We start from the raw sequence: 17,011 nt of genomic DNA, 5'->3' as shown, positions 1-17,011 counted from the left end.
GCACCCTTCGCAATCGTGACGTCACCCGCGCCGTGCAAAATCCAGCTTGCCCGTGGCTTGTGCCTGGCCGCCGACGCGCACGTCCCGGCCCGCCGCTACTGCCATGTCGCCCCGTGAAGCCATCGAGCCATCGGCAACCAAGTCGCCGCCCGCCAGCACGGATACGCCGTCGCCCTGCACGCGGCTGGTCTTGCCCAGCTGCAATGCGTTGTCCGCGTTCAATGCAACCGCGCCGGTGTAGGCGCGCGCCGCCCCATCGATGCGCAGGTCACGCCCGGCGTTCAGCTTCAAGGTCGCATTGGTTTCGGTTTCGCCTGCCAAGGACAGATCCTGCCCGGCCAGCAGCGTCATTGCCCCTTCCGATTGCAGCCGCGCGTTCGTGTCCGCCGCTACATCGCCCACCGCCTGAAGCCGCATGGGGCCGCCCGACAAGAGCTTGCCGCTGACCTTGGCGTCACGCGCTGCTTGGGCCGTCAATGCAGCCATGGACGACACCGTGCCCGCTGCGTTCAACGCCCCCTTGGCGTGCAACGCGACCGGGCCACGCGCTTGCACGCTGCCACTGCCGGTAACCGAAAGGTCAGCGCCCGACGCCAGCGTCACGGCGCCCTGGGCGGCGTCCGCCGCGCCGGAGACACTTAGCGCGCCGCCCGTCCGTGCGTGTATGCCTTGCTTGCCATTCAGCGTGCCCGCCAGCAGCGCACTGCCGGCCGCCTTCACGTCAACGGTTTCCCCGGACACCATGTCACCGCCGACGCGGACATCTCCACCGGCGTCCACCACGATGCCCGCGCCTTGCGCGCGGCTGGTCTGACCCAAACGCAAATCGTTGCCGCTCTTTAGCGCCAAGCCGCCGCCGTAGGCCAGCGCGCTGCCGTCCATGCGCAGATTTCGCCCTGCGCCGATCGACAGCGCGCCGTCCGTCAAGGCCGCGCCAGCCAGATTGGCATCCGCGCCTGCGCGCATCGTCATGCCCTTGGCCGACTGTGCCTGCGCGCCCGCTTCCGAGACCATGTTGGCGCCGGCTTGGGTCAACAGCGTGCCGGACGTGTATATCTGTCGCGGCAGCACCAGGTCGCGCCCCGCTTGAAGCGTGATGCCGGACTTGGCGGAGATGACGCCGGACGCTTGCGACGCGCCGCCGGCCGATGCGCCCGTTGCGAGCGCATCGACAATCGCGTTGGCATTGGCGTTGGCGTTGCCATTTCCGTTGCCAGTGCCATTGCCAGCGCCACTGCCGTCGCCGATGCCGTTACCGATGCCGTTACCGTCGTCATTCCCCACACCCGCGCCCGGCTGAACACCGGCAAGCGGCAAGCCCGCCATCTTCAAGTTGCGGCCCGCCACCGCGATGATGTTCTGATCGGCCGTCAGCAAGTGACCCGACAGCGCCAGATCCTGGCCTGCCGTCACGCGCAACGCGTCTTGGGTACGCAGGCCCCCTTGCGAGCCAACAATCACGCGCTTTCCCGCCGTCACGTTCAACGACCCACCGGCCGCGACTGCGCCTTGAATGTCCGCATCGCGGCGCGCGGCCAACGTGGTCGCGCCCGCTGCCTGCGCCACGCCTTGCACGGCAAGGTCCCGGCCGCTATCCACGCGCAGCGCGCCGGCTGCTTGCACCGTGCCGCTGGGCGTAATGCGCACGTCTCCGGCCGCGTTCACGTGCAGGTCGCCCGTCAACGCCACCAGGTTGCCGCCGATGTTCACGCCCACCCCGGCTTCGGTGCCGATCAGCCGGATGCTGTTTGCATACATGCCGCCCAGCGCAGCCGTGTCCAAGGCCACGTCGGGCTTGGCGCCTTGCCCGCTTTGCGCGGTGACGATGCCGGTGTCGTAGTCGACGCGCGCGGCGCCGGCTGTGACGTTAAGCCGATCCGCCCACACACCCGCGTTGATTTCCAAGCTGCGGGCCAAGAGGTCGACTTGACCAAGGTTGGCGCCGTTCAAGCCGGCGCCATCCACGCGGATGTTGCCCGATGCGATGTCAAAGCGGATACGCCCGTCAGCACCAATCAGCGGACGGCCGGTCGTCAGCGTGGCGCGGTCGGCGTTCAAGAAGCCGCAGCCGTTGCACGTGATGCCGGCGGGGTTGGCGACGATGACGTTGGCCCGGTTGCCGGCCACTTCCAGCGTGCCCAGCAATTGCGACGGGTTCGGCGCGGTGACCTGGTTAAGGATGGTGGTGGCGCGCTGGTTGCCCAGCATGATGTTGCCGCCCACCTGCCCAGCCAACTGCGTCTGGCTGGCGCCGCCGCTGTTGTTCAGCACCGCGCCGGAAGGTCCCACGTTGAACTGCGTGTAGCGGTTGTTCGACACCCCGCCCGCCGTGGGCGGCGCGATATTGATCACCGGCACGCCGTTGGTTGCGCCGACGGAAGGCTTGGCGCCCGCAACGCTCTTGTCGACGGTTATCGGCAACGTCTGCGCCAGCACCGGCGACCAGACCTGCAAGAAAACGACGGACCAGACAATCATCGAACGAAGTTTGGACATCATGCGTACCCGGGTAACGTAAACGTCGACGGCGGCGCAAGCGGCGCAGCACCGGGGCAAGCCCGGCGTCTTGTCGACCAGATCAATCAGGAAGGCCGGCGGAGCAATGCCGCGGGATCAGAACTCGAACATCACGGCTGCGGCGAACACGGTGGACGCCGTCTGTAACGATTCCGGCTTTTTCAACGGCCAGCCGGCAGACAGGTCATAGCTGGCATCGACATAGGGGATGGATAGGCGGCCGCGCAGCCCAGCCACCGCGCCCACCAACGTGCGCCCGGTCAGCCATCGCGCCGACTCGCCGCCCACGCGTCCGGCGTCCAGACCCGCATACAGTTGATGACCGGGGCCGCCAAGCAGCTTGTCCAGGCCCAGCGACAAATCGTTGCGCAGCGTCCAGCCGTCTTCGGCCGCCAGCGTCATCTGGCCGTCAAAGCCGCGCACCGCATAACGACTGCCGATGGTGAAGTAATCCGACGGCACGACCGGTGTCTTGGCGTGCTGGATTTGCCAGCTGACGTGGTACGCCCAGGGCTGGTCCGCCAATTGAAACGGCAGGTAGAGCCCGGCATTGGCCAGCGCGATGGTGCTGCGGCCATTCCAGTCGGGGTCGCCGTAGACGAAGCCGGGTTGGTCGGACAGGCCGGCCAGCGTGCCGCGCAGGCCCACGCCGGCATCCAGCACCGCTCGGCCCACATAGTGACGGTGCGCCACGTTGATGTCGTAGCCCGTCACGTCGCGCCGCTGGACTTCAATGGCGACGTCGTTCAACGTGCTGCCGACGCGCTTGCGCAGCACGGCCATCGTCGCCGTGCCCTTGTAGTCGGTACCGCGATAGGGCACCACCGACACGCCCGCCTGCAACTGCTTGGTGGTGCCGCCGTAGACGATGGGTTCGTCAAAACCGGCCACGGTTTGGCGATAGGTGGATTTGCTGGCGCCGGCAAACGCCGTCCAGTAGCCAAAGGGGATGCTGTAGTTGATGGACGCGGCCCGCGTGTTCGAGTCCGCATCGCGCCAGCGCGCATTGCTGTTCCACGACACAGACAGCTGGTCATAAAGGAACAAGGGGGAATCCAGGGTTAGTCCGGCGTTGACCTGATACTTGCCGATGGCGTCCAGGCCGCCGTTGTCGCTGCCCACGTAACCATGCCAACGCTTGCCCGTGCCTGGACGCAGAATGATGTCGGAGTCACCAAGTTCGGGGCCCGGTCCCACATCGATGGTGGCGTCCGCCTGACCACGAAGCCGGCGGATATTTTCCAGCGCCTGGTCCAGATCGCGCTGATTCAGTTCGCCGCCAGGGCCGGTGGGCAAGGCGGTGCGCCACCATCCAACGGTATTGGCGTCTTGCACGCCCGAGATGCGGCCGGGCAGAAAGCGCAGCGTCAGCGCGCCTGACGCCAGCGATTGTTCAGGCACCACCACGCGTGCCGTGATCTGGCCATCCTGGATCAGCCAGGCGTTCAGATATTCCTGAAACGCCCGCAGCCCTTGTCCGCCGACGCATTGGCCGATGACAGCGCGAGCGGCCCCGGCCAAGGCTGAAGGGGGTGGCGCGTCGTCCCAGCTCAGGTCACCGATGACAAAGCAAGGCGATTCAACGGGCAGGTGCAGCTCGCTTTTGCTGCGCGCGGCATCGGGCGACAAGACATCCGGGCGCTCGGCCGAGCGGGCGCGCTGGGCGTCCAGCTCTTGCTCTTGCCTGCGTTCAATTTCGGAAGGGCGCGATACCGCCTCGGGCGGGGTCTGCGCGAAGGGTTCGGTAGGGCAAGCGCCCGCCGCGATCAATACCACTGCGGCGACTCGCCGGCACCAATAGGAATTCATAACGGTTCCGCGCCCGCGGCAAGCCGAAGGCGCGTTCTATCTCGTTGAAACTAAATGTTGAGGCAGTTTGCGTGACGAGATAGTCAAAAACAATGGAAACCGGCGCGAATAAGCAAAATCTGATTTTTACTAGAATTTGAACGCCGTATTAATGTCGTTGGCCGGCGTTATAAGATTTTAGTAACTATCCGATTTTTGACGGCCGAATTCGTGAACCCTTCGACGGCAATACGTGACCGACGCAAAGCAGCACGCACGCGACACGCCAGGCTATGAATGCGCCGCGTTTCCCCTAAAATAACGGCCCCCGCTCCGCCGCGCTAAAATTGCGCACGTTTTGATCATTGGCGCCGGCTCGCGCCCACCGAGGTATTCCATGTCTTCCCCCAAAGTCGGCTTCGTCAGCCTGGGCTGTCCTAAAGCCCTGGTCGACTCCGAACGCATCCTGACCCAACTGCGCACCGAAGGGTACGAAGTCACGCCCGAATACAACGACGCGGATGTTGTCGTCGTCAACACCTGTGGGTTCATCGACAGCGCCAAGGCCGAATCGCTTGAAGCGATTGGCGAAGCGCTGGCCGAGAATGGCAAGGTCATCGTGACCGGCTGTATGGGCGTCGAGGAATCGGTGATCCGCAAGGTGCATCCCAGCGTGCTTGCGGTGACGGGCCCCCAGCAATACGAAGAGGTGGTGCGCGCCGTGCATGATGCCGCGCCGCCCAAGCAGGACCACAACCCGTACCTGGACCTGGTGCCGCCGCAAGGCATCAAGCTGACGCCGCGCCACTACGCTTATCTGAAAATTTCGGAAGGCTGTAATCACCGCTGTAGCTTCTGCATCATTCCGTCGATGCGCGGCGACCTGGTCAGCCGTCCGGTGGGCGACGTGCTCAGCGAAGCCGAACGCCTGGTCAAGGCTGGCGTGAAGGAACTGCTGGTGATTTCGCAAGACACCAGCGCGTACGGCGTCGACGTCAAGTACCGCAGCGGTTTCTGGAACGGCCGCCCGGTCAAGACGCGCATGACGGAACTGTGCCTGGCGCTGTCCGAAATGGGCGTGTGGACGCGTCTGCACTATGTGTACCCGTACCCGCACGTGGACGAAGTGATTCCGCTGATGGCCGAGGGCAAGATCCTGCCGTACCTGGACATTCCGTTCCAGCACGCCAGCCCGCGCATTCTGAAGGCCATGAAGCGCCCGGCGTTTGAAGACAAGACGTTGGCGCGCATCAAGCGCTGGCGTGAAATCTGCCCCGATCTGACCATCCGCTCCACGTTCATCGTGGGCTTTCCCGGCGAGACCGAGGAAGACTTCCAGTATCTGCTGAACTGGATGCAGGAAGCGCAACTGGATCGCGTGGGCTGTTTCCAGTATTCGCCGGTGGAAGGCGCGCCCGCGAACCTGCTGGACAATCCCGTGCCCGACGACGTGAAGCAAGACCGCTGGGAACGCTTCATGGAATTGCAGCAGGGTATTTCCACCGCGCGCCTTGCCCGCAAAGTGGGCCGCGAGATCGACGTGCTGATCGATGAAGTGGACGAAGACGGCGCTATCGGCCGCAGCAGCGCGGACGCGCCGGAGATTGATGGCTGTGTGTACGTCAGTTCCGACAAGCCCTTGAAAGCGGGCGATCTGGTGCGCGTGCGCGTCACCGAGTCGGATGAATACGATCTGTGGGGCGAAGCCCTCTGAAAAAGCAAGGGCGCCTGAGTTTCAGGCGCCCTTGCTGTGTGGCCGATACGGGGTGGCCGATTCCGTGTAGCGGCCAGTCTTACAGGAAGTCCGCCAGATCGTCGGCGTGTTCCTCTTCAACCGCCAGGATCTCTTCCAGCAAGCGGCGCGTGGTCGAGTCCTGTTCGCCGATGTATTCGATCATCTGGCGATAGCTGTCGATGGCGATGCGTTCGGCGATCAGGTTTTCCTTGATCATGTCTTGCAGGGATGACCCTTCGACGTATTCCGAATGGCTGCGCTCGAGCAGGCCCTTGGGAGACAGGTTCGGTTCGCCCCCCAGCTGAACGATGCGTTCAGCCAGACGGTCGGCGTGTTCCTGTTCTTGCGTGGCGTGTTCGGCGAATTCCGCCGCCACCGGCTCGGCGTTCAAGCCGCGAGCCATGAAGTAATGGCGCTTGTAGCGCAGCACACAGACCACTTCGGTGGCCAGAGCCTCGTTCAGCAGCTTCAGCACGGTTTCCCGGTCTGCGCGATAGGTGTCCGTAACAGCGCCTGACTCGATGTCCTGGCGCGCCTTGGCGCGGATCGCCTTCACGTCCATGTCGAATGGGCGGCTGGCCTTCTCGGGGGTTCGGGTCGTTTGTTCCATATCGTTCGCTCCTCTGTTAGTGAAAGCCCTACGACGCTGGATTTCCAGTCGTACCGAACGACTCAGTCTACCGATCGCAGCAGAAGTTGCTGTGTCCAAACATTGCTCCTGCCACCAATTTGCACGGCGCCCAAGCCCCAAAACGCGCCCGCTGACGTTCTCGTAAACTATCGACTTCCCGGAACGCCCGTGACGCAATCTGTAACGGGCCCGGCCATCACGAACCTGTTATGAACCTGAAGAACATCTGCGTATATTGCGGCTCGAACCCCGGCACCCGCCCGGACTACATCGAGCAGGCCCGCGTGCTGGCCCGCGAATTGGTCAAGCGCGACCTGGGGCTGGTGTACGGCGGATCGGTCGTCGGCATCATGGGCGTGGTGGCCAACGAAGTGCTGGCCGCTGGCGGCCGCGTGATCGGCGTCATCCCCGAATTGCTGCAAAAGAAAGAACAGGCGCATCGTGGCCTGACCGAATTGCACCTGGTGCAGAACATGCACGAGCGCAAGGCAATGATGATTGAGAAGTCGGACGGCTTCATCGCATTGCCTGGCGGTGCGGGCACGCTGGAAGAGTTTTTTGAAGTGTGGACGTGGGCGCAGCTGAACATGCATCAGAAGCCCTGCGGCCTGTTGAATGTCGCGGGATACTACGACGCGTTGGTGCAGTTTGTGGATCACGCCGTCGACGAAGCCTTCATCCGACCGCAGCATCGCGACATGCTGGTGGTCGAAGAAGACCCCGCCCTGCTGCTGGATCGCTATGCCATCTACGAGCCGCCCAACGTCTCGAAGTGGTTCGACCCCATCACGGCCTGATGGCCCTCTTGCCCTGTTGAGCCCATGACGCCCGTTCTTGAAATGACTTCCGATTCCTTATCCCCCGCCAGCACCGAGTCCGTGCTGCGCGACTATTTCCACGCCAAGGATGAGAACCGACCGCATCATCTGGCGCGGGCATTCGCGTCGGACGCGGTGCTGAAAATGGCCTTGCGCACGCAAGCCATCGCGTTTCCGCCCGAATCCCACGGGGTCGCGGCCATTGCGGACACCCTGGTGCGCAAGTTTGGCCAGACCTACGAAAACGTCTATACGTTCTACCTGTCGCGTCCCGCGCCCGACGCGCGCTTGCCCGACTACCAGTGCGACTGGATCGTCGGCATGACCGAAAAGGCCACCGGCAATGTGCGCGTAGGCTGCGGCCGCTACGACTGGAAATTCCAGGCGCAACCGTATCGCGCCACGGACCTGACCATCACCATCGAAACCATGGTCACGCTGCCGCCCGGCGACATGCCCGCCGTGTTCGGCTGGTTGCTGGGCTTGGACTACCCGTGGACCAATGCCGCGCGCGTGGTGGCCAGCGCGCCGCCGCTTGAAGCGCTGGCTCCGGTCGTGCACTATTTGCTTCACCCCAACGGCTTGTAGCCCCGCCAGAAGCCGGCAAACGGACTGATTACTTGAAATACGACATCGCTGCATTCGACTTTGACGGAACCTTGGCGGACACCATGCCCTGGTTCAACTCCATCCTGAACACGGTGGCCGACAAGTACGGCTTTCGCAAGATCGACCTGACCGAACGCGAAAACCTGCGTCACCGCGAGGCCTCGGAAATCCTGAAGTACCTGGGCATCCCGTTGTGGAAACTGCCGGCCATCATGACGCACGTGCGCACGCTGATGCAGGACATCGATCCCAGCGTGCACCTGTTCGATGGCATTGCCGACGCGGTGGCGCGGATCAAGGCAGGCGGCGTGCGCCTGGCGGTGATCAGTTCGAATTCCATTGAAAACGTGCAGCGCGTGCTGGGCGCGGACACCTGCGCGCTGTTCGACGATTATGAATGCGGCACCGACCTGTTCGGCAAGGCCGCCAAGATCGACCGCTTGATGCGGCGCCATGAAGTCGCCCCCGAACGCTTCCTGCTGGTGGGCGACGAAATGCGCGACATCGACGCCGCCCGCAAGGCCGGCGTGCGCGTAGGGTCGGTCGCCTGGGGTTATAACCATGTGGACGCCCTGCGCGAACGCAAACCCGACGAACTCTTTTTGACCGTAGCCGACCTGCCCGCCATCCTGGCCTGACCCTGCCGACCGGAACCCGCCATGCACATCGATCCCGCTCATCTCGTCACCGACGCCGCCGCGCTGCAAGCGTTGTACGGCGCGCCCGGCGAGGCCTCGCTGAAGAAGGAAGTGGATCACGTGCATCCGCATTACCGCGCGTTCATTGAAGCGGCGCCGTTTGCGATGTTGGCAACATCGGGGCCAGACGGATTGGACGCATCGCCGCGCGGCGATCCCGCCGGGTTTGTCGTGGTGGAAGACGAAAAAACGCTGCTGCTGCCCGACCGCCGGGGCAACAACCGCATGGACAGCTTGCTGAACGTGTTGGCTGATCCGCGCGTGGCGCTGTTGTTCCTGGTGCCGGGCGTGGGGGAAACGCTGCGGGTGAACGGCACGGCGCGCGTCAGTGTCGACCCCGCGCTGCTTGAGCGCTTTGCGATGGACGGCAAGCAGCCGCGCTCGGTGCTGATCGTGGACGTGCAGACGGTGTACTTTCAGTGCTCGCGGGCGCTGCTGCGATCGCGCCTGTGGGACCCGGCCACGCAGGTGCCACGCAGCGCGCTGCCCAGCACCGGGCGCATTCTGTCTGACCTGACGGCCGGTACTTTCGATGGCGCGGCTTACGACCGCGACCTGCCCGCGCGGGTGGCGGGTACGCTGTATTGATGCGGTATTGATGCGGCGCGGTATCGATGCGGTATCCGTGCGGTATCGGTGCCGTCTGCATTCACCTTGCGCGAGGGTAACGCCATGGCTCGCAACGTTGAAATCAAGGCACGGGTCGATAACCTGGCCGTGCTTGAACCTCTGGCCGCCGCGCTGTCGGGGCAGGAACCGGTGATTCTTGACCAGGACGACACCTTCTTCACGTGCACGCATGGGCGCCTGAAGCTGCGCGCCTTTGGCGACGGCACCGGCGAGCTCATTTTTTATCGTCGATCGGACGAAGCCGGCCCCAAGGAGAGCTTCTACGCCATTTCACCGACCGATTCGCCCGACACCCTGCGCCAGACGCTGACGCTGGCCTACGGCGCAATCGGCCGCGTCAAAAAGCACCGCACCGTATTCATGGCCGGACGCACGCGTATCCATCTGGATCGGGTTGAGGGGCTGGGGGATTTTCTGGAACTGGAAGTGGTGCTGCGCGATGGCGAAAGCCTGGACGCCGGCAGCGAAGAAGCCCGCACGCTGATGGCGGGGCTGGGTGTCGCGCCCACGCAGTTGGTGGCGGGCGCGTATCTGGACTTGTTGGCGGCAACGCCGCGTCCGTGACCGGCGTGGAGCACAAGCCGAGGCGGTGATCCGCCCGGCGAGGCGCAGCGCAGCGAGGCGCAAGCCGCCGTCAGGCCGGTTGCCAGCCCCGCACGAACACGTCCACGGGCTGGCGCTTGCCGCCGGCTTTTTGTAATTCCAGCAAGCGCAGCACGCCGTCGCCGGTGGCGATGTCGATGCCATCCGCCTCGGCGCGCAGCACGCTGCCGGGCTCGGCCGCCGTGGCCGCCGACGCGTCTTCTAGCGCCTGCGCGCGCCAGACCTTGACGGGGTCGGGCAGGCCCGGCAGCCGGATGCTGGCGCCGGGCACGGGGTTGAACGCGCGCACGCGGCGCGCCAGCAATGCCGCGGGTTGCGTGCAGTCCAGCGCGGCTTCGGCTTTATCCAGCTTGGCGGCGTACGTCACGCCGGCCTCGGGTTGTTTGGTCGGCGTCAGGCCGCCTTGTTCCAACGCGTTCAGCGCGTCCACAATCGCCTGCCCGCCCGCCAGCGCCAAGGCGTCGTGCAATTGCGCGGCGTTGGTCTCGGCCGAGATGGGCACCACGCGTTCCAGCAGCATGTCGCCCGTGTCCAGGCCCTGATCCATCTGCATGATGGTCACGCCCGTTTGCGCATCGCCGGCTTCGATGGCGCGCTGGATGGGCGCTGCGCCGCGCCAGCGGGGCAACAGGCTGGCGTGGATATTCAGGCAACCCAGGCGCGGCAAGTCCAGCACCCATTGCGGCAAAATCAACCCATACGCCGCCACCACCATGACGTCGGGCGCCACCTGTTCCAACAACGCGCGCGCGTCGGCGGCCTCGTCGGGATAGCGTCCGTCCAGCCTCAGGCTGCGCGGTTGGGCGACGGGTATGCCGGCGTCAAGCGCGGCCTGCTTGACCGGGCTGGGCGTCAGCTTCAAGCCGCGCCCGGCGGGCCGATCAGGCTGGGTCATGACCAGGGCGATGTCGTGACCGGCGGCCCGCAAGGCGTCAAAGGCGATACGGGCAAATTCCGGCGTGCCGGCAAAAACTAGGCGCATGGGGTTCAGACCAAAAAGTCAAAAAACGGGAATCAGTCGCGCAGCGCTTCGCGCTCGGCCTTCTTCAGCTTGGTCTTGATACGGTTCTGCTTCAGGTTGGACAGGTATTCGACGAAGACCTTGCCTTCCAGGTGGTCCAGCTCGTGCTGGACGCACACGGCCAGCAGGCCGTCGGCTTCGAATTCAAAGGGTTTGCCGTCGATGTCCAGCGCCTTGCAGCGGATGCGCGAGGCGCGTTCGACTTCGTCGTAGATGCCGGGCACCGACAGACAGCCTTCTTCGTAGATCTTGTAGTCGTCGCTGCGCCAGGTGATCTCGGGGTTGATCAGCGCGAGCAGGTCGTTGCTGTCTTCGGACACGTCGATCACGACCACGCGTTCGTGCACGTCAACCTGGGTTGCGGCCAGGCCGACGCCCGGCGCGTCGTACATGGTTTCGGCCATGTCGCGTACCAGTTGACGGATGCGGTCGTCGACTTCGGCTACCGGCTTGGCTTTCTTGTGCAAGCGCGGGTCCGGATAGCGAAGGATAGGAAGTAAAGCCATTGAAAAGGGATCGCCAGTAATTGATGCGTAGGCAAGAGTTTAATTCATTAGAGTATTGATTTCTAATAGTTTTCGGCTAAATGGAGCATTACCAGAGCGCTGCGTCCCCGCTTCTTTGGCTGGCTGGCAAGCAGACAAGAGAGATAAAAACGCCACCCATGCATCGGCGCCTGTTGCGCCTTGCATGCGACACTTGCCACCCTTGACGCCATCGCGCCCGCCTCATGCCGCTTACGCATACGTCCGCCGAACTGTCCGCCTGGTTGCGGCTGTCCCTGGAGCCCAACGTGGGTTCCGCTACCGCCTGTACGCTGCTGAGCGCGCTGGGCCTGCCCGAGCAGATCTACGCCCAGCGGGCGACTGCCCTCGCCCGCCACTTGCCCGATGCGCTGGCGCGCCAGCTGGCCGCCGCCATGCCGGCCGACATGGCGGCGCAGGTGGACGCCGCGCTGCAATGGGTGGATGCGCCCCACCGCCACATCGTGACGCTGGCGGACCCGACCTATCCCCAAAGCCTGCTGACCATCGCCGACCCGCCCATTCTGTTGTACGTGGTGGGCGATCCGGCCTATCTGCAAGGCCCATCGCTGGCCGTGGTGGGCGCGCGCAATGCCACGCCCGGCGGCCAGGAAACCGCGCGCGCGTTTGCCCGCCACCTGGCCGGCCACGGCTGGCGCGTCGTCAGCGGCCTGGCGCTGGGCATCGACGCGGCCGCGCACGAAGGCGCGCTGGACGCCGGCTCCGATGGCGCGGGCACCGTCGCCGTCATGGGCACCGGCATTGACCGCATCTACCCCGCTCGCCACCGCGACCTTGCCCACCGCATCGCCGGCAACGGCGCGCTGGCGTCTGAATTCCCCCTTGGCACGGGCGCCTTGCCGCCCCACTTCCCCAAGCGCAACCGCATCGTGGCGGGCCTGGCTCGCGGCGTGCTGGTGGTGGAAGCGGCCAAGCAAAGCGGCTCGCTCATCACGGCGCGGCTGGCCGGCGAAAGCGGGCGCGAAGTGTTTGCCATCCCCGGCTCGATCCACTCGCCGTTGTCGCGCGGTTGCCATGCCTTGATTCGGCAGGGCGCAAAGCTGGTGGAAACCGCGGCTGACATTACCGATGAACTGGGCGGCGGGCCCACGCCCGCCAGTCGCCGCGCGCCGCCCCCGCCACCGTCATTGCCGGACCACCCCGTGCTGGATGCCATGGGTTACGACCCGCTGCACGTGGATGCCATCCAGACGCGATCCAACATCGCCATCGGCGACCTGCAGGCGCAGCTGGTTCAGCTGGAATTAGAGGGCCGGCTCGCCCGTCTGGATGACGGCCGCTACCAACGTTTGAAATAGGGTCATCCCATGGCCCGACACCCGGCCCCGCGCACAAGCCCGGCGCGCGGCGATGGCGCTAATATTGTCGATGGCGCCGCAGCGTTGCGCGACGCGTCACCCAAATCGAACCAGGAAGAGACATGGCTTTGCCCTCCCGCGTGAAGATCGTCGAAGTGTCGCCCCGCGACGGTCTGCAAAATGAAAAGGAATTCGTGCCGACCGACATCAAGGTCGAGCTGGTCAACCGCCTGTCCGCCGCGGGCTTCCCCAATGTGGAAGCCGCGTCGTTCGTGTCGCCCAAGTGGGTGCCGCAGATGGCCGACGGCGCCGACGTCATGGCGCGCATCGAACGCCGCCCGGGCACGATCTATTCCGTGCTGACGCCGAACATGAAGGGCTTTGAAGGCGCGCTGGCCGCCGGCGCGGATGAAATCGTCATCTTTGGCGCCGCCAGCGAAGCGTTTTCGCAAAAGAACATCAACTGCTCCATCGCGGAATCCATCGCCCGCTTCGAGCCCGTGGTGCAAGCCGCGCGCGACGCCGGCATCCGCGTGCGCGGCAGCATCAGCTGCGCGCTGGGCTGTCCGTATCAAGGCGAGGTTCCGATTGCGTCGGTGGTGGACGTGGCGCAGCGCTACCTGGCAATGCAGGTGGATGAAATCGACGTGGCCGACACCATTGGCGTGGGCACGCCGCAGCGGGTGCGCGACGTGATGACGGCCGTGACCCGCGTGGTCGATCCGGCGCGCGTGTCCGGCCATTTCCATGACACCTACGGCCAGGCGCTGGCCAACATCCTGGCCGCGTTGGAAACCGGCATCTCGATCTTCCATACGTCGGTTGCCGGCCTGGGCGGCTGCCCCTACGCCAAGGGCGCCACGGGCAACGTCGCCACCGAAGACGTGCTGTACATGCTGCGCGGGCTGGACATCGACACGGGCGTGGACTTCGACGCCGTGGTCGATATCGGCCAGTGGATGTCGGCCAACCTGAACCGCAAGGGTTCCAGCCGCGCGGGCAATGCCATCGCGGCCAAACGGGCGGCATGACCTCGCCTGGCCCCGCCCCGACTCTTGAAGATCGCGCGGCCCTGCTGCGCGAGATCGGCCCGTTGCCGTTGTCGGGCCAGGCCTGGCCCGACTGGGTCCGCATTCTGGCCTGGGTCATCCTGGCGGTGCTGGGCGTGCAGGTGGTCACCACCGCGATTCGCGCGCCCGCGCAGCCGTTCGACACGGTGCTGGCGGTGGTCGTGGTGCTGTGCTTTGTGGGGCTGCTGTTCGTGTCCTGGCACATGCAGACGTCGATCACCACGATCGACGATCGTGGCCTGCGCCAATCCTGGTTCACGCGTCGCGAAGTGGCATGGGACGACGTGCGCTATGCACGCTTTGTGCCCATGCTGTTTTCCAAGCGCCTGGTGATATTCACGCACCGAGGCAAACCCGTCATCATCCAGGGCGGCACGCGCGAACTGCGCGCGGCCTTTGTGAAGATCGCGCAGCTGTATCGGCGCGGATGACGGGCTGGGAAGGCAGGGTGCGGCGTTGCCGCAACCCTGTAACCCGGCCGATCAGCGGATCGGCAGCGCGTACATCAAGCCGCCTTGCGTCCATTGCGCATTCAGGCCGCGCTTGATCTTCAGCGGGCTGCCTTCGCCCACGTTCCGTTCAAAGCTCTCGCCGTAATTGCCCACCTGCTTGACGATGTTGTAGGCCCATTTTTCGTCCAGGCCCAGGTTCGCGCCACTGCCGGGCGTGACACCCAGAATGCGCTTGATGTTCGGGTTGGCGCTTTTTAGTTGCTCGTCCACGTTCTTGGACGTGACGCCGTATTCTTCGGCTTCGATCATTGCCGACAGCGACCAGCGCACGATGTTCAGCCACGTATCGTCACCCTGGCGCACGAATGGGCCCAGCGGTTCCTTGGAAATGATCTCGGGCAGCACGACGTAGTCGTCCGGATTTTGCAGCTTGGAGATACGGATCGACGCCAGGCCCGACGCGTCCGTCGAGAACACGTCGCAACGACCCGCCGCGAAGGCGTTGACCACTTCGTTGAACGTTTCGATCACCACCGGCTTGTACGTGACGTTGTTGGCGCGCGCCCAGTCGGCCAACGTGTTCTCGTTGGACGTGCCCGTTTGCAGGCAGATGGTTGCGCCGTTGATGTCCTTGGCGCTTTTCACGCCCAGCGACTTGGGCACCAGAAAGCCCTGGCCGTCGTAGAAGTTGATGCCGGCGTGGATGATGCCCAGCGCCGTGTCGCGCTGCTGCGTGACGGTGGTGTTGCGGGTCAACACGTCCACTTCGCCGGATTGCAACGCGGTGAAGCGCTGCTGCGAATTCAGCGGCACCACCTTGATCTTGTTGGCATCGCCAAAAACCGCTGCGGCGATGGCGCGGCAAAGGTCCACGTCCAGCCCTTGCCACTTGCCTTGCGCGTCGGGCGCTGAAAAGCCGGCAAAGCCCGTGGTCGTGCCGCAAGCCACGGCGCCGCGCTGGCGCACGACGTCTACCGTTGCCGCTTGCGCGCCCTGCGCCACCGCTACCAATAGCGCCGCGCCCACCAACCCTTTTGCAATGTTCATGACCTGGATTCCTGTTGTACCGGGCGCGCGGACGCGCCGAGGCAAGAAGCTTATAGACATGAAGCGCCCGCGCCAAATAACAAGCGCTTATTTAGGTATGCGCAGCGCCGCCCGCTGGTGGGGTTGCGCTGCGCCGCCCGGTTACCGGGTGCCCTACGCCGCCAACGAAATCGACACCGGCTCGTTCGCTTCGCACGCGTCCAGCGCGCGACCCAGGCGCACCATGCCCTGGGCAATTTGCGCTTCGTTCATGGTGGCAAACGACATGCGCATGGCAAACAGGTCGGCCTGTTCGACATTGGCGTAGAACGCCTTGCCGGGCACATAAACCACTTCGTGTTCAATCGCATACGGCAACAGGCGCGTGGCGTCCACATCGCCCGTCAGCCGCGCCCAGAAGAACATGCCGCCTTCGGGCTTGCTGAAGCTGACGCGGCCGTCCAGTTCGCGCGCCAACGCCTGGGCCATCGCGTCGCAGCGCAGGCCATAGGCGGCGCGAATGCGCGGCACGTGTTCGTCGTAGCGGCCGTTGGCCAGGTACTGCGCCACCACTTCCTGGATCCACGCCGACGAGGCCATATCGTCGGCCGCCTTGGCGCTGACGCAGCGGCGGCGGATTTCCGGCGGGGCGATCAGCCAGCCGATGCGCAGCGCGGGCGCCATGGTCTTGGACATGCTGGCCAGGTACACCGCCCAGTGGCGGGCTTCGCCTTCCGCCAGGGCCGCGATGGGCGGCACGGCTTCGCCGGCAAAGCGCAACTCGCTGTACGGGTCGTCTTCAACGATCAGGAAGCGGTGCTTGACCGCCAGTTCCAGCAAGCGCAGACGGCGCTGGCGCGAGATGGTGGCGCCGCAAGGGTTCGAGAACGAGGCCACGACGCAGACCATCTTCGGCTTGACCCGCGCGGCCAGTTCGTCCAACGCGTCCACGTCGATGCCGTCCGGGCCGGATGCCACGGTGTGCACGGTGGCGCCCGTGTAGCGCAACGCCTGCACGGAATTGGGGAACGCGGGCGATTCAATGATGGCGTGGTCGCCGGGTTGCAGCATCACGCGCGTCAGCAGCGCCAGCGCCTGCTGCGACCCGCCCGTCACAACCAGCTCGGTGTCGGCATTGCAGTGCAGGCCGCGTGCGGCGGACAGGCGCGCCAGCTCGTTACGCAGGCTGGCTTGGCCATCGATGTTGGAATATTGCAGGCAGGCGCCCAGCCGCGACATGACCTGGGTGGACGCCACCGACAAGCCTTCAACGTCAAACAGCTCCTGAGCGGGGTAGCCGCCGGCCAGCGAAATGGTGCCGGGGCGCAACGCGTAGGGCATCAAGGACCGGATGGGGGAAGCGGGGGGATTCAGGAAAGGCGTGGCAAAGGCGTATTCTGGCGCAGCGCTGGACATGGCGGGAGACTGGGGAAGGTGGGAAACCGTGTCGCCCGCTGGGGCGGCGCCGGAGGGCATAGAACATTGAAATATAAACAAATCTCCGCAAATTCTAAGCCTGCGTATTACGCAGGGTCAACGACTGGCGCGCATCGTGTGGCGAAACGAGCGC

Annotated in this window: 16 protein-coding genes; 9 read left to right on the top strand and 7 right to left on the bottom strand. The window is 64.9% G+C overall.

Going from position 1 to position 17,011, the window contains the following annotated elements; all coding sequences use genetic code 11:
- Window positions 1-21 precede the first annotated feature (21 nt).
- Together YH64_RS04525 and YH64_RS04520 are read right to left on the bottom strand one after the other, a co-directional pair.
- Window positions 22-2,499 carry a filamentous hemagglutinin N-terminal domain-containing protein gene (locus YH64_RS04525; protein WP_046803112.1) on the bottom strand — a complete coding sequence of 826 codons (2,478 nt, stop codon included), beginning with the start codon at window positions 2,497-2,499 and terminating at the stop codon, window positions 22-24.
- Between the two features lie 114 nt (window positions 2,500-2,613).
- Window positions 2,614-4,326, bottom strand: a complete 1,713-nt coding sequence (locus YH64_RS04520; protein WP_046803111.1) for a ShlB/FhaC/HecB family hemolysin secretion/activation protein — start codon at window positions 4,324-4,326, stop codon at window positions 2,614-2,616.
- Window positions 4,327-4,702: 376 nt separating this feature from the next.
- On the opposite strand from YH64_RS04520, the gene rimO reads away from it, so the two are divergent.
- The gene (gene rimO / locus YH64_RS04515; protein WP_046803110.1) at window positions 4,703-6,019 is read left to right on the top strand and encodes a 30S ribosomal protein S12 methylthiotransferase RimO; all 1,317 of its coding nucleotides are present in this window, start codon (window positions 4,703-4,705) and stop codon (window positions 6,017-6,019) included.
- 79 nt (window positions 6,020-6,098) lie between these two features.
- Here rimO and YH64_RS04510 read toward each other — a convergent pair whose 3' ends face one another.
- Window positions 6,099-6,650 (bottom strand): bacterioferritin, encoded by a 552-nt coding sequence (locus YH64_RS04510; RefSeq protein ID WP_046803109.1) that lies wholly within the window; start codon window positions 6,648-6,650, stop codon window positions 6,099-6,101.
- A gap of 230 nt (window positions 6,651-6,880) precedes the next feature.
- Here YH64_RS04510 and YH64_RS04505 point away from each other — a divergent pair, with 230 nt between their 5' ends.
- The 5 genes from YH64_RS04505 (at window position 6,881) to YH64_RS04485 (ending at window position 9,990) form a co-directional block, all read left to right on the top strand.
- The gene (locus tag YH64_RS04505; protein ID WP_046803108.1) at window positions 6,881-7,468 is read left to right on the top strand and encodes a TIGR00730 family Rossman fold protein; all 588 of its coding nucleotides are present in this window, start codon (window positions 6,881-6,883) and stop codon (window positions 7,466-7,468) included.
- Window positions 7,469-7,510: 42 nt separating this feature from the next.
- Window positions 7,511-8,077 (top strand): hypothetical protein, encoded by a 567-nt coding sequence (locus tag YH64_RS04500; RefSeq protein WP_046803147.1) that lies wholly within the window; start codon window positions 7,511-7,513, stop codon window positions 8,075-8,077.
- A 32-nt stretch (window positions 8,078-8,109) separates the two neighbouring features.
- Complete coding sequence (locus YH64_RS04495; protein WP_046803107.1) at window positions 8,110-8,736, top strand: HAD hydrolase-like protein; 627 nt, start codon at window positions 8,110-8,112, stop codon at window positions 8,734-8,736.
- Between the two features lie 21 nt (window positions 8,737-8,757).
- The gene (locus tag YH64_RS04490) at window positions 8,758-9,384 is read left to right on the top strand and encodes a pyridoxamine 5'-phosphate oxidase family protein (RefSeq protein WP_046803106.1); all 627 of its coding nucleotides are present in this window, start codon (window positions 8,758-8,760) and stop codon (window positions 9,382-9,384) included.
- 84 nt (window positions 9,385-9,468) lie between these two features.
- Window positions 9,469-9,990: a class IV adenylate cyclase gene (locus YH64_RS04485; RefSeq protein ID WP_046803146.1), complete on the top strand. Its 522-nt coding sequence runs from the start codon at window positions 9,469-9,471 to the stop codon at window positions 9,988-9,990.
- A 70-nt stretch (window positions 9,991-10,060) separates the two neighbouring features.
- Here the strand turns inward: YH64_RS04485 and fmt are convergent, their stop codons facing one another.
- Together fmt and def are read right to left on the bottom strand one after the other, a co-directional pair.
- On the bottom strand, window positions 10,061-11,011 hold the full coding sequence (gene fmt, locus YH64_RS04480) for a methionyl-tRNA formyltransferase (RefSeq protein ID WP_046803105.1): 951 nt from the start codon (window positions 11,009-11,011) through the stop codon (window positions 10,061-10,063).
- 32 nt (window positions 11,012-11,043) lie between these two features.
- Window positions 11,044-11,556 (bottom strand): peptide deformylase, encoded by a 513-nt coding sequence (def, locus tag YH64_RS04475; protein WP_046803104.1) that lies wholly within the window; start codon window positions 11,554-11,556, stop codon window positions 11,044-11,046.
- Between the two features lie 224 nt (window positions 11,557-11,780).
- On the opposite strand from def, the gene dprA reads away from it, so the two are divergent.
- The 3 genes from dprA to YH64_RS04460 all read left to right on the top strand — a co-directional run bounded on the left by dprA (window position 11,781) and on the right by YH64_RS04460 (window position 14,394).
- A complete protein-coding gene (gene dprA / locus YH64_RS04470; protein ID WP_046803103.1) occupies window positions 11,781-12,893 on the top strand; it encodes a DNA-processing protein DprA in 1,113 nt (370 codons plus the stop codon).
- Between the two features lie 122 nt (window positions 12,894-13,015).
- Window positions 13,016-13,924, top strand: a complete 909-nt coding sequence (locus YH64_RS04465; protein ID WP_046803102.1) for a hydroxymethylglutaryl-CoA lyase — start codon at window positions 13,016-13,018, stop codon at window positions 13,922-13,924.
- The gene (locus YH64_RS04460) at window positions 13,921-14,394 is read left to right on the top strand and encodes a membrane protein (RefSeq protein ID WP_046803101.1); all 474 of its coding nucleotides are present in this window, start codon (window positions 13,921-13,923) and stop codon (window positions 14,392-14,394) included. The genes YH64_RS04465 and YH64_RS04460 overlap by 4 nt, the downstream gene beginning before the upstream one ends.
- 51 nt (window positions 14,395-14,445) lie before the next feature.
- Here YH64_RS04460 and YH64_RS04455 read toward each other — a convergent pair whose 3' ends face one another.
- Window positions 14,446-15,462: an amino acid ABC transporter substrate-binding protein gene (locus YH64_RS04455; RefSeq protein WP_046803100.1), complete on the bottom strand. Its 1,017-nt coding sequence runs from the start codon at window positions 15,460-15,462 to the stop codon at window positions 14,446-14,448.
- A gap of 153 nt (window positions 15,463-15,615) precedes the next feature.
- Window positions 15,616-16,857, bottom strand: a complete 1,242-nt coding sequence (locus YH64_RS04450) for a PLP-dependent aminotransferase family protein (RefSeq protein ID WP_046803099.1) — start codon at window positions 16,855-16,857, stop codon at window positions 15,616-15,618.
- Window positions 16,858-17,011: the final 154 nt, after the last annotated feature.

It is taken from the genome of Achromobacter sp. LC458 (assembly GCF_001005835.2).
GTDB lineage: Bacteria > Pseudomonadota > Gammaproteobacteria > Burkholderiales > Burkholderiaceae_B > Achromobacter > Achromobacter spanius_B.
Note: the sequence above shows the minus strand (reverse complement) of the source record. Positions and strands in the feature narration are given on the sequence as shown.

What these genes read in the sequence shown, in the direction of transcription:
- def (WP_046803104.1), bottom strand. Translation starts at nt 11,556, where the DNA reads ATGGCTTTACTTCCTATCCTTCGCTATCCGGACCCGCGCTTGCACAAG.
- dprA (WP_046803103.1), top strand. Translation starts at nt 11,781, where the DNA reads ATGCCGCTTACGCATACGTCCGCCGAACTGTCCGCCTGGTTGCGGCTG.
- YH64_RS04485 (WP_046803146.1), top strand. Translation starts at nt 9,469, where the DNA reads ATGGCTCGCAACGTTGAAATCAAGGCACGGGTCGATAACCTGGCCGTG.
- YH64_RS04490 (WP_046803106.1), top strand. Translation starts at nt 8,758, where the DNA reads ATGCACATCGATCCCGCTCATCTCGTCACCGACGCCGCCGCGCTGCAA.
- YH64_RS04465 (WP_046803102.1), top strand. Translation starts at nt 13,016, where the DNA reads ATGGCTTTGCCCTCCCGCGTGAAGATCGTCGAAGTGTCGCCCCGCGAC.
- YH64_RS04460 (WP_046803101.1), top strand. Translation starts at nt 13,921, where the DNA reads ATGACCTCGCCTGGCCCCGCCCCGACTCTTGAAGATCGCGCGGCCCTG.
- YH64_RS04525 (WP_046803112.1), bottom strand. Translation starts at nt 2,499, where the DNA reads ATGATGTCCAAACTTCGTTCGATGATTGTCTGGTCCGTCGTTTTCTTG.
- YH64_RS04500 (WP_046803147.1), top strand. Translation starts at nt 7,511, where the DNA reads ATGACTTCCGATTCCTTATCCCCCGCCAGCACCGAGTCCGTGCTGCGC.
- YH64_RS04455 (WP_046803100.1), bottom strand. Translation starts at nt 15,462, where the DNA reads ATGAACATTGCAAAAGGGTTGGTGGGCGCGGCGCTATTGGTAGCGGTG.
- YH64_RS04510 (WP_046803109.1), bottom strand. Translation starts at nt 6,650, where the DNA reads ATGGAACAAACGACCCGAACCCCCGAGAAGGCCAGCCGCCCATTCGAC.
- YH64_RS04505 (WP_046803108.1), top strand. Translation starts at nt 6,881, where the DNA reads ATGAACCTGAAGAACATCTGCGTATATTGCGGCTCGAACCCCGGCACC.
- YH64_RS04450 (WP_046803099.1), bottom strand. Translation starts at nt 16,857, where the DNA reads ATGTCCAGCGCTGCGCCAGAATACGCCTTTGCCACGCCTTTCCTGAAT.
- fmt (WP_046803105.1), bottom strand. Translation starts at nt 11,011, where the DNA reads ATGCGCCTAGTTTTTGCCGGCACGCCGGAATTTGCCCGTATCGCCTTT.
- rimO (WP_046803110.1), top strand. Translation starts at nt 4,703, where the DNA reads ATGTCTTCCCCCAAAGTCGGCTTCGTCAGCCTGGGCTGTCCTAAAGCC.
- YH64_RS04520 (WP_046803111.1), bottom strand. Translation starts at nt 4,326, where the DNA reads ATGAATTCCTATTGGTGCCGGCGAGTCGCCGCAGTGGTATTGATCGCG.